General features: G+C 57.9%; 12 protein-coding genes. 2 read left to right on the top strand and 10 right to left on the bottom strand.

The genetic code is table 11. From position 1 onward, the window contains the following. Positions 1-61: 61 nt before the first annotated feature. The 8 genes from Q3H59_RS05650 to Q3H59_RS05615 all read right to left on the bottom strand — a co-directional run bounded on the left by Q3H59_RS05650 (position 62) and on the right by Q3H59_RS05615 (position 7002). Positions 62-880: a phosphodiesterase gene (locus Q3H59_RS05650; RefSeq protein ID WP_405042196.1), complete on the bottom strand. Its 819-nt coding sequence runs from the start codon at positions 878-880 to the stop codon at positions 62-64. Between the two features lie 70 nt (positions 881-950). Continuing rightward, positions 951-1934, bottom strand: a complete 984-nt coding sequence (locus tag Q3H59_RS05645) for an ABC transporter ATP-binding protein (protein ID WP_309833705.1) — start codon at positions 1932-1934, stop codon at positions 951-953. After that, on the bottom strand, positions 1931-2743 hold the full coding sequence (locus Q3H59_RS05640; protein ID WP_309833702.1) for an ABC transporter permease: 813 nt from the start codon (positions 2741-2743) through the stop codon (positions 1931-1933). Before Q3H59_RS05640 ends, Q3H59_RS05645 begins: the two co-directional genes overlap by 4 nt. Then, a complete protein-coding gene (locus Q3H59_RS05635) occupies positions 2740-3603 on the bottom strand; it encodes an ABC transporter permease (protein WP_309833700.1) in 864 nt (287 codons plus the stop codon). Before Q3H59_RS05635 ends, Q3H59_RS05640 begins: the two co-directional genes overlap by 4 nt. Next, complete coding sequence (locus Q3H59_RS05630) at positions 3603-4616, bottom strand: ABC transporter substrate-binding protein (protein WP_309833698.1); 1014 nt, start codon at positions 4614-4616, stop codon at positions 3603-3605. The genes Q3H59_RS05635 and Q3H59_RS05630 overlap by 1 nt, the downstream gene beginning before the upstream one ends. Beyond that, entirely contained in the window at positions 4613-5638 is a 1026-nt protein-coding gene (locus Q3H59_RS05625; RefSeq protein ID WP_309833696.1) for a substrate-binding domain-containing protein, read from the bottom strand. The genes Q3H59_RS05630 and Q3H59_RS05625 overlap by 4 nt, the downstream gene beginning before the upstream one ends. 126 nt (positions 5639-5764) lie before the next feature. Beyond that, on the bottom strand, positions 5765-6373 hold the full coding sequence (locus Q3H59_RS05620; protein ID WP_309833694.1) for a DsrE family protein: 609 nt from the start codon (positions 6371-6373) through the stop codon (positions 5765-5767). A 23-nt stretch (positions 6374-6396) separates the two neighbouring features. Beyond that, complete coding sequence (locus Q3H59_RS05615; protein WP_192411400.1) at positions 6397-7002, bottom strand: DsrE family protein; 606 nt, start codon at positions 7000-7002, stop codon at positions 6397-6399. Between the two features lie 641 nt (positions 7003-7643). Here Q3H59_RS05615 and Q3H59_RS05610 point away from each other — a divergent pair. Then, positions 7644-9107 carry a M48 family metallopeptidase gene (locus Q3H59_RS05610; RefSeq protein ID WP_309833692.1) on the top strand — a complete coding sequence of 488 codons (1464 nt, stop codon included), beginning with the start codon at positions 7644-7646 and terminating at the stop codon, positions 9105-9107. Positions 9108-9111: 4 nt separating this feature from the next. Beyond that, positions 9112-9459 carry an arsenate reductase (glutaredoxin) gene (gene arsC, locus Q3H59_RS05605; protein WP_309833690.1) on the top strand — a complete coding sequence of 116 codons (348 nt, stop codon included), beginning with the start codon at positions 9112-9114 and terminating at the stop codon, positions 9457-9459. Here arsC and hda read toward each other — a convergent pair. Together hda and uraA are read right to left on the bottom strand one after the other, a co-directional pair. Next, on the bottom strand, positions 9456-10157 hold the full coding sequence (gene hda / locus Q3H59_RS05600) for a DnaA inactivator Hda (RefSeq protein ID WP_309836638.1): 702 nt from the start codon (positions 10155-10157) through the stop codon (positions 9456-9458). The genes arsC and hda overlap by 4 nt on opposite strands. 93 nt (positions 10158-10250) lie before the next feature. After that, positions 10251-11534, bottom strand: a complete 1284-nt coding sequence (uraA, locus tag Q3H59_RS05595) for a uracil permease (RefSeq protein WP_110866483.1) — start codon at positions 11532-11534, stop codon at positions 10251-10253. Positions 11535-11591 lie beyond the last annotated feature (57 nt).

The raw sequence follows: 11591 nt of genomic DNA, 5'->3' as shown, positions 1-11591 counted from the left end.
CAACGCAAATTGAGCACGAAGCATCCTGTCAGCCACACACAATTCTTTCTCTACGCTGGCGCTAATCGATCAAACCGTTGGCATCGTAAAACGGCCACGGACCGGGATAATCGCCGATAGCACACAAATGCGTGCTCATGCCCTGCTGCGCATGCCAGCGATGCAGCAGAAAACCGGGCGGCTCCAGCACAAAATTCGCCGGTGCATTTTCCGCGAGATCAAACGCCACCTGATGCGATACACCCGGCGCCACGCACGCCAGCGTACCGGCAAAACGCGCCTGCACCGAGCGGTGCAGATGACCGCTCAGCACGCGTTCCACCTGTGGATGGCGCTGGATAATCGCCGCCAGCGCCGCCGGATTGCGCAGCGGCTGGTTATCCATATGTTCGATGCCGCAAAGAAACGGCGGATGATGCAGCATCACCAGCGTCGGCAACTGCGGCTGGCGCTGCAACTGCTCATCAAGCCAGCGCAGCTGCGCTTCATCCACATAGCCCCATGGCTGCTGCGGCACGCTGGAATCGAGCGCCAGCAGCTGCACGCCTTTCACCTGCATCTGCCAGTTCAGGGTTGCTCCGTGCTGCAGATAGTGATGATCCGGAAACGCCGCACGCAGCGCCTGGCGATCGTCGTGGTTGCCCGGCATCAGCAGAAACGGCAGCTGCAGTTGGCGCAGCGCCTGCTTTAACGTTTGATACTCTGCCGCGGTGCCGAAATCGACCAGATCGCCGGTAATCACCACCATGTCGGGGCGCGGCGCAAGGCGGTTTAGCGTCTCAATCACCCGCAGTAGCGCGGCTTGAGTGTCGACTTTTTTGTAGGATAAACGGCCGTTGGCCTTGATGTGTAAATCGCTGATTTGCGCGATGAGCGTCATTGCTTCAGACACGAATTTTTTCCTTTGGATGTTTAAGCGCGGCGGTCGCCATTTATGGCAACCGGGCCAATTAAGAAAACTGCAGCGCGGCGTCCTGCGCCAGCGTCCAGCTCACCGCTTGTCCGGCATGCCAGGTTTCACGCGCGTGGCGATCCACCTGAATGGGCGTCGCCAGCCCGATGTCGATCATCAACCGCTGCGACGCGCCCAGAAAAGTGCTGGCAACAATAAAACCCTGGCGCGGATAACGCTCATCGCTGGCCAGCAGTACATCTTCCGGGCGGCAAAAGCGCTGCGGATGGCCGCGCGTATCCACATCTACGCAGTTAATCGCACCCACAAAATCGGCGACAAATTTTGACGCCGGATGCTGATAAATTTTCTGCGGCGTATCGATCTGCACCAAACGTCCCTGCTCCATCACCGCAATACGGTCGCCGAGCGCCATCGCTTCCTGCTGATCGTGCGTCACGTAAACGGCGGTGATCGCCAGCTTCTTCAGTAGCGCGCCGATCTCCAGACGCAGACGATCGCGCAGGCGCGCATCCAGCGCCGCCAGCGGCTCATCAAACAGCAGCACTTTGGGCCGCGCGGCTAACGCGCGCGCCAGCGCCACACGCTGCTTCTGGCCGCCGGAGAGTTTGTCGATGCTACGCTGCGCCAGCGCGGTGAGATCCACCAGCGCCAGCATCTCCTGTACGCGCGCTTCCCGTTCGGCACGCGCCACGCCCTGCACTTTCAGGCCGTACGCTACGTTTCCCGCCACATTGAGATTCGGAAACAGCGCGTAGTTCTGGAACACCATGCCGACGTTGCGTTTTTCAATCGGTAAGGCGGTAACGTTGCGATCGTCAAACCACACTTCGCCGCCGACATCGCAGCTCTCCAGCCCGCTGATAATGCGCAGCGTGGTGGTTTTGCCGCAGCCGGACGGCCCCAGCAGCACCAGCGTTTCGCCGGCATGGACAGTAAGATCGAGCGGTTGCAGCGCCTGATGATGATTAAAATGACGTGCGCAGCCGCGCAGCGTCACGGTAACGGCCGCAGGGTTCATGCTGCCTCCTTGTGTTGGCGCGAAACCGCGCGGTTAAGCCAGTGATTCACGGCATTGAGCATCAGCAGCAGCGGCAGAATCATCAGAATGAAAATCAGCGTGTAGGCGGAACCCACTTCCAGCCGCATTGAGGCATAGCTGTCGGCAAGGCCAACCGGCAAGGTTTTGGTCAGCGGCGTGTGCAGCATCCATGTAATGTTAAATTCACCCACCGACAGCGTGATCACCATAAACGCGCCAGCAAGAATGCCGTTGCGGCAGTTCGGCACCACCACGGTAAAGAAGCGCTGCCACCAGCTGGCGCCGAGGCTGGCCGATGCTTCTTCCAGGCGCGGCATATCCACCGCCTGCATCACCGCCAGCACCGGCCGCATCATAAACGGCAAGGTAAACAGCACGTGACCAATCAGGATGAACAGCCAGCTGTCACGCAGGCCGGAAAACTGGCCGTAGAGCAGAATGATGCCAAGCGCGGTTGCCAGACCGGGCAGCGCCACCGGCAGCATCAAGCACTCTTCAATACGCGCCGCCCAGCGGCCCGGCGCTTTCAGCAATCCCCACGCAGCGGGAACGCCAATCACCAAGGTAACCAGCAGGCAGAACAGCGCGATCAGCAGCGACAGCCAGAAAGTATCGGCGTACATCAGCCACACTTGCTCCACCCACTTCAGCGTGAAGCCGCTGCGCAGGCCGATGAAATAGTTATTGGTGACGCCCGCCAGCATCGACAGCACCACCGGCACGATCATAAACAGCGCGGTGATGGCGGTGATCAGCAGTTGCAGGCTAAACAGTCCACGACGTTTCATGATTGCGCCTCCTTAGCCTGCGCCAGACGGCGCGCCAGCATCAGCGCCAGCCAGGCGAATCCGCCCATCAACACTGACAGCGCGGCGGCGGTGGCGAAGTTGGCGTAGTTGGTGAACTCGCCGTAAATGGTCAGCGGTAGCACCGCCAAATCGGTGCCGAGCGTAAAGGCGGTGCCAAAAGCGCCCATGCTGGTAGCGAAGCACAGCGCGCCGGTGGAGAGCAGCGCCGGTTGCAGGCCGGGCACAATCACATCCCAGGTGATGCGCCACTGGCTGGCGCCGAGCGAACGCGCCGCTTCTTCCAGCGAGCGATCGAGTTTTTCACTGGCTGCTACCAGCGTGACGATGGCGCGCGGCAGCGAGAAATAGAGGTAACCGATAAACAGACCCGCCAGCGAATAGGCCAGCGTCCAGCGCTCATGCAGCAAACTCATACTGATTTGCGCCAGCAATCCCTGACGTCCAGCCAGCATCACCACCAGAAAACCCACCACCACGCCGGGAAACGCCAGCGGAAAGGTCAGCAACGCCAGCAAGGTGCCGCGCCCGGCAAAGCGCTGGCGTGCCAGAAAGCAGCCGACGATAGCGGCGATGAGTAACGTCACCAGCGTCACCGCCAGCGACAGCAGCACGGTGTTCAGCAGGCTCAGCAGATAGTGCGGCTGCGTGATCACCGTCCAGTAACCGCTGTGCTGGGTGCTGCGATCGTCCTGCATGCCGATTTGCAGCAGGCGGGCAAACGGCAGCAGCCAGAAAGCACAGAAGAACAGCAGCGCGGGCAGCGTCAGCCACAACCAGCGGCTGCCCGGTTGCGTAGGTATCTGGCGGCGCGAGGCCGCCAGCGTGTCAGCCATCGACATTAACGCATCTCGCTCAGGTATTTCGCAGAGAAGGCCTTCTGCGCATCGGCCATCTGCTGATAGTTCACGGTGTGCGCACGCGCATAATCGCTGTCTGGCAGGAAGAATTTCTTCGCGTCAGCGGACATCGCCGAGGTGCGTACCGGACGCAGGAAGGCATTGGCCCAAATCGCCTGACCTTTATCCGACAACACGTAGTCGATCACTTTCTTGCCGTTGTCTGCGTGCGGCGCGTTCTTCACCAGGCTGATGACGTACGGCACCGTAACCGTGCCCTCTTTCGGGATCACAAAGGCGACATTGGCGTGATCTTTATATTTCGCACGGTAGGCGTTGAAGTCGTAGTCGAGCAGGATCGGAATCTCACCGGAGATCAGGCGCGCGTAGGCGGTCTGCTTCGGTACGATCGGCTGGTTAGCCTGGAGTTTTTTGAACCATGTCAGCGCGGGTGTAAAGTCCTGCATGTTGCCGCCCTTCGCCTGGTTGACCGCCACGGCCGCCACGTAACCGACAAAGGCGCTAGCCGGATCGAGGTAGCCAATCATGCCTTTGTATTCAGGCTTCAGCAGATCGTCCCAGGATTGCGGCACCGGTGCGCCGCCCAGCGCATCAAGGTTTACCATAAAGCCCATGGTGCCGGAGTGCAGCGCCACCCATTTGCCGTCGGGATCTTTCATTCCGGCTGGGATCTCGTCCCAATGCGCGGGCTTATAGGCGCTGATGACACCGGCGCTATCCGCCTGGATGCCAAAACTGACACCGTAATACACCACATCTGCCACCGGATTGCCCTGCTCCGCCACCAGCTGCGCCAGCGCCTGGCCGGAGTTTTTATTGTCCTGCGGCACCTGAATGCCAGTGTCTTTAGCAATAGCGTTAAGCTGGGTTCCCCAGTCCGCCCATTCGGGAGGACAGTTGTAGCAAATCGCCGTATCGGCGGCCTGCGCCAGCGAACTGAACAGCGAACCGGCGGTGAGTGCGAGCGCCCCGGCAATCATTGTGACTTTTTTCATGATGGTTCCCTGATAGTGGCAATGGAAGAAAAAGAGGTTGCTGGCGCGGCGATACTGGCGCCGAGCCTTAATCGATGTGGCAGCACGCGCGTGCCGCGGCTGGCTTGTTGTAACAGCATGTCGATCGCACCGGCGCCGAGCATGTCAGCTGGCTGGCTTACGCTCGCCAGCGACGGCGCGATGTGCTCGCCGATATCGATGCCATCAAAACCCATCACCGACAGCTGCTGCGGAATGCGCACTCCGGCGCGCGCCGCCGCACCAATCAGGCTGATGGCGAGCAGATCGTTGGTGCAGATCACCGCGCTGAGCGGCGTGTCGCCACTCAGCTGCGGCTGCAGCAGCGCGAAATCAGATTGGGTATGGCTGGGCATTTCGAGTACCGGCAGCGCGCGCAATCCGGCCTGCTGCATGGCATCGCAATAGCCCTGATAGCGCAGACGGGCGCGATCCGATTGCAGCATGGGACCGGCCACCATACCGATGTGGCGATGGCCGAGCTGCAGCAGGTGTTCGGTGGCTTGCTGCATCGCCTGGCGGTTATCGACGCAAATTGCGGGCCAGTGCGTGACCTGCGGCACGTTATGCGTCAGAACAAACGGCATGCTGGCTTGATGCAGCGTATGCAGGATGGCGCTGTTGTCGGCGTCGGCGACGGTAAGAACCAAACCGGCAACGCGCTGGTTCAGCATGTGCTCCACCATCGCCGCTTCCCGCTCGGGCTGATAATCGCTGGTTGCCACCAGCAGACCGTAACCGGCGGCACGCGCCTGACGCTCCATCGCTTGCAGTTGACGGGCGAAAATCGGATTCAGCAGCGACGGCAGCAGCACGCCGAAGGTGGTTGAACTTTGGGTACGCAGTTGGCGAGCAATGTGATTGGGGCGAAAGCCGAGCTGCTCAGAGGCGCTCAACACCTTTTCCAGCGTGTCAGCTCGCAGCAGATGCGGATCAGAGAATGCGCGGGCGGCGGTAGCGCGAGAAACGCCAGCCAGTTTGGCCACGCTGATTAAATCGGACATGTTCGCCTCGTAAAGTGCCAATGAGATCGATCTCATTGGCGCTTAAAGTAGCGGCGAACTGTGACAGCAACATCGCGGATAAATGACAGCGGGATGACAGCAGCGCGAACTGCTGTCAGGCAGAAATCAGAGCATCAGGAAGGCGTAACCTTCGTTCTGCAGCGACGCCACGGTGGTGCCGCTCGACAGCGTGTGGGTGACGCGCGTATCGATCCAGTTGCGCTCCAGCTGATGGAAAGCCACCGACTGATCGCAAATGGTCACCTTCACGCCAGCTTTTTTCAACTCATCAATCAGCTTGAGATTGGGGTTATCGGTGCCGTAGGTTTTGCGGAATTGCTCATTATTCAACGCCGCAGGAACCGCATCGCTGTTAATCGAGACCACAAATTTCAGCTGATCGAGCGGTACGCCCGCCGCGTAATAGAGGTTGGTGACGCGTGCCACGCGCTCCAGCCCAAGGTTCGGCTGACGCACATCGCCTTCATTACGGTTGATCTGGAAGACGATTTTATTGCTCAACCCTGGCGTGGTGGCCGGATTGTAGTCCGGCACATTCACAAAGTGGATTTTGCCGTAACCTTCGATCGCCGGCGTGCTCCAGAAATCAGCCGGTTCACTTTTCTTGTCAGCAAATTTGTCGCTAACCTTGTCGACCAAATCGGGGAGCTGTAATACATTGCCGCCGACAAACCCTGCCAGAGCCGCAATAACGATATAGGATGCTGGATGCATTTCACTTCTCCTGTGCCTGAAATTTACATCTGTAAGAGTGCATAACCTTGATTTTCCAGCGTCGACACGGTGGTCGGGCTGGAGAGTGCATGAATCACCGATGGGTCAATCCACGCTCTCGGGAAGTGATGGAACGCCACCGACTGATCGCATACGGAAACCTTCACGCCCAACTTATTCAGTGCGCCGATCAGCGCCAGATTGGGGTTGTCCGCCTGGTAGAACTGCTGGAAATGCGCGTTATCCAGCATCGCTGGCGTGGCATCACCGGTGACCGATACCACAAAGTGCAGGTCGTCAGCGGGCACGCCCGAAGCGATATAGAGATTGACCACGCGCGCTACGCGCTCCAGTCCAAGATTTGGGCGCGTCATCTCCCCTTCACTGCGGGTAATTTGAAACACCACTTTGTTGCTTAAACCGACCACCGGTTTGAAAGCCGCATCCGGTTCGTAATGGATTTTGCCGTAGCCGTCGACGGCGGGCGTGCTCCAGAAGCCGTCGGGATCGGTGGGTGCAGAGGAAAAATGGCTGACAACACGCTGATACAGGTCATCACCTTTACTCACGGTGGCGCCAACAAAGCCACCGACAATTGCGATAAGGGCGTATGAAACTACAGAACGCATAAAAACTCTCCGGCTTACACTGCGCGTCAATTCACAGTCCGTTTGAATAAAGTGCCTTATCTATACCACAGCGTGAGCAAGGCAAAAGTCCTGTAGTGACGGGCTGTCCGGCGTTTTCATTGCGTGAAAAATAATTAGCAAGGTTAATTGAAAAAGGGTTTCGATTGTCGCTTTGGCAGGAGTTGAGAAATGCGTGGCCGTGAAATTGTGATCCTAATACAGAGGGAATAAGTTTACGTGCGTTTAAAATCCGTCCGATGATAACTGTGTAGAATGCTCTGTGCGTCGTCTTCACGATTAAAAACACTGATGGATAAAGCGGGCCAACACCGCTGATTTGCCGCCGCTTTTCAGAGTAAACCTGGAAAAGTTCATGCCAAATTCAATAATTTTGAGCAACTTTACGTAACTTTAACTTCTGCGGATAAAGAAGCCTGTTTAAATCGCGGCGTGCTATTCAATTTTTTGCTGCAATTTCGTCATGCTGTAACCCTTTTTTCATTTAAAGCTCATGAATCTTCATCGTTTGCTTGTCGCCGCAGTCTGGTTAAGATAGAGCGCGTTCCGCAAAGGGAAAAATAGTGCAGAACATTTGAACCACTTACCTGTCCAATTTTGGGTGACATTTACAGGATCAAGGCATGTTTAATCGGTTGAAAAAATCAGTGCTGGCGGCCCTTATTCCTACGCTGCTGCTGACGCCTGCGCTGAGTGCGCGCGCTGACGTTAGTGATACGCTGCCCGACATGGGCACCACAGCAGGTTCAACGCTTTCGATTAATCAGGAACTGCAGATGGGCGACTTCTACGTGCGCCAGCTGCGCGCCAGTGCGCCTCTGATCAACGACCCGCTGTTGAATCAATACATTAACGAGCTTGGTCAGCGACTGGTGGCGCATGCCAACTCGGTGCGCACGCCGTTCCACTTCTTTTTGATCCAGAACGACGAACTCAACGCCTTCGCCTTCTTTGGCGGCAACGTGGTGCTGCATTCATCGCTGTTCCGCTATACCGATAACGAAAGCCAGCTGGCGTCGGTGATGGCGCACGAAATCTCGCACGTCACGCAGCGCCATCTGGCGCGCGCCATGGAAGAGCAGCGACGCACTGCGCCGCTGACCTGGGTCGGCGCATTGGGATCGATTCTGCTGGCAATGGCCAGCCCGCAAGCCGGCATGGCGGCGTTGACCGGTACGCTGGCGGGTGCGCAGCAAGGCATTATCAGCTTTACCCAGGGCAACGAGCAGGAAGCCGACCGCATCGGTATTCAGGTGCTGCAACGCGCCGGATTCGATCCGCAAGCGATGCCGACTTTCTTGCAGAAGCTGGCGGATCAGAGCCGCTTCTCCTCCAAGCCGCCGGAAATTTTGCTGACGCACCCGTTACCCGACAGTCGCCTTGCCGATGCGCGTAACCGCGCCAACCAGATGCGTCCGGTGGTGGTGCAATCGTCGCAGGATTTCTACATGGCGAAAGTGCGCTCGCTCGGCATGTACGCCACTGGCCGCAATCAGCTAACTGATGACCTGCTGAACGAATACGCCAAAGGCAACGTGCGCGAGCAGCAGGCGGCGCAGTACGGCAAAGCGATACAGTTCCTGCAGGCCAAAAGCTTTGATAGCGCCAAACGGGTGATCGCCCCGCTGCTGGCGAAGCAGCCGGATAACGTCTGGTTCCTTGATATCATGACCGATATCGACATCGGCCTGAATCAGCCGCAGCAGGCGATCGCCATGCTGAGCAGCGCCAAAGGCAGCAGCAGCAATCCGGTGTTGCAGTTGAATCTGGCTAATGCCTATGTCGAAGCGAAGCAGCCCGCCAACGCCAGCCGCATCCTCAATCGCTACACCTTTGCCCATCCAGACGATGTTAACGCCTTTGATCTGCTGGCGCAGGCCTCTGCGGCACAGGGTTTGCGCGATGAAGAACTTTCGGCGCGCGCGGAAGGTTTGGCGCTCAACGGTCAGCTCGATCAGGCGATCTCCACCTTGAGCAGCGCCAGCGCGCAGGTGCCGCTCGGCAGCCTGAAACAAGCGCGCTATGACGCACGTATCGACCAGTTCCGTGAACTGCAGAAGCGTTTTAAGGTTTATCAAAAAGGATAAGAAGATGGTCAGCATTTATCACAACCCGCGCTGCAGCAAGAGCCGCGAAACGCTGGCGCTGTTGCAGGAGCGAGGTATCGAGCCCGATGTGGTGCTTTATCTTGAGACGCCGCCCGATGTCCCCACGCTAAAACGTCTGTTGAAACAGCTCGGCATGCACAGCGCGCGCGAACTGATGCGGCGTAAAGAGGATTTGTATCAAGAGTTGGCTTTAGCGGATAGCGCGTTAAGCGAGGTTCAGCTGCTGCAGGCGATGGTGGATCATCCGAAACTGATTGAACGCCCGATTGTGATCAAGGGCGAACAGGCGCGTATTGGTCGTCCACCCGAAGCGGTGCTGGAGATTATCTAAAGCTCCAGCGCTTCTTTAACAAAAGGAATGGTGAGTTTGCGCTGGGCGCTGATGGAGGCGCGATCGAGACGATCCAGCGTATCAAACAGCGTGCGCATCTCACGGTCGAGGCGTTTCAACAGGAAGCGCCCGACATCTTCCGGCAACTCAAAACCACGCAATCCGGCACGCAGCTGCATCGCCTGTAATTTGTCGTCATCAGAAAGCGGCTGCAAACGGTAAATCTGTCCCCAGTCGAGACGTGAAGCCAGATCCGGTAAGCCGAGATTGAGCTGGCGCGGCGGTCGATCGCCGGTAATCAGCAAACGCGTTTTACCGATTTCCAGAATACGATTGTAGAGATCAAAGATCGCCATTTCCCACTCCGGATCGCCCGCGATGCACTCGATATTATCGATGCACACCAGCGCCAGATTCTCCATGCCTTCCAGGACTTCCGGCACAAACCAGGTGCGCTTATCCAGCGGCACATAGCCCACCGCTTCGCCGAGCGCCGAGAGTTCCGCACAGGCGGCATGCAGCAGATGACTGCGGCCACCGCCTTCGCGCGACCAGAAATAGAGATAGCTACCGTGTTGCTGAGAGAGTGCGCCTTGCAGCGCCGCCAGCAGAGACGTGTTTTCCCCCGGCCAGAAACTGGCGAAGGTTTCATCATCGGGTAAATAGAGTGGCAATGAGAGCTGTGCCGGCGTGTTCAGAAGTACCTCAACGGATGAGCGGGCAGAAAACCGCGCAAGTTTATCACGATCTTTGCCGGAGATGAACCGGGCTTCCCTGCCCGGCTTGCAGCCTTAACTTTCGCGCTTCTCTTCAGCGTCCAGCACCACCTCTTCCGGGCGCAATACGCTGATTAAACGGAAGATCAGCGCCAGACCCACGCCTACAATAGTCGCCAACGCCATGCCTTTCAGCTCGGCCGCGCCGATATGCACTTTGGCACCGCTCACGCCGATGATCAGGATCACCGAGGTCAGGATCAGGTTCTGCGCTTTGTTGTAATCCACTTTAGACTCGATCAGCACACGAATACCGGACGCGCCAATCACACCGTATAGCAACAGCGATACGCCGCCCATCACCGGCACAGGAACCGCCTGAATCGCCGCCGCCAGCTTGCCGACGCACGAGAGCAGAATGGCAAAGATCGCCGCGCCGCCAATTACCCAGGTGCTGTACACGCGGGTAATCGCCATTACACCGATGTTCTCGCCGTAAGTGGTGTTCGGCGTGGAGCCGAAGAAACCGGAGATCATGGTGGATAAACCGTTAGCGAACATCGAGCGGTGCAGACCCGGATCGCGGATCAGATCTTTCTTCACGATATTCGCGGTGACCACCAAGTGACCCACGTGCTCGGCAATCACCACCAGTGCGGCTGGCAGAATGGTCAGCATCGCCACCCATTCAAAACGCGGCGTGTAGAAGGTTGGCAGCGCAAACCACGGCGCATTTTCCACCGCGGTCCAGTCCACAATGCCCATCGCGTAAGAGAGCGCATAGCCGACCAACACGCCGACTAAAATCGGGATGATGGCGAGGAAACCACGGAACAGCACCGAACCAAACACGGTGACCGCCAGCGTCACCATCGAGATGATTACGGTTTTGCTGTCTGGCGATGTGCCGTCAGCAGGCAGTAAGCCGGCCATATTCGCCGCCACGCCCGCCAGTTCCAGACCGATAACCGCGACAATCGCGCCCATCGCTGCCGGTGGGAACATCACGTCCAGCCAGCCGGTACCGGCTTTCTTGACGATTAGCGCCACAATACAGAACAGCAAACCGCAGAGAATAAAGCCGCCCAGCGCCACTTCATAACCCAGCGGCAACAGCAGCAGCACCGGCGAAATAAAGGCAAAGCTCGAACCGAGATAAGCCGGGATTTTGCCCTTACAGATAAACAGATAGAGCAATGTTCCAACGCCGTTAAACAGCAACACCGTGGCCGGGTTGATGTGGAACAGAATCGGCACCAGCACGGTTGCGCCGAACATGGCGAACAGATGCTGTAAGCTGAGTGGGATGGTTTGTAACAGCGGTGGGCGTTCGCTAACGCCGATTGCACGACGAGTCATTATTATCCCCTATCCTCTTCGTTCTTCGAGCCATGGCTGCGTTGGCTGCTCTCGTTC

This window comes from Pantoea sp. SORGH_AS_0659 (assembly GCF_031453915.1).
Classification (GTDB): domain Bacteria; phylum Pseudomonadota; class Gammaproteobacteria; order Enterobacterales; family Enterobacteriaceae; genus Pantoea; species Pantoea leporis.
The sequence above is the reverse complement of the archived record's forward strand: the minus strand, read 5'-3'. Positions and strand labels throughout refer to the sequence as shown.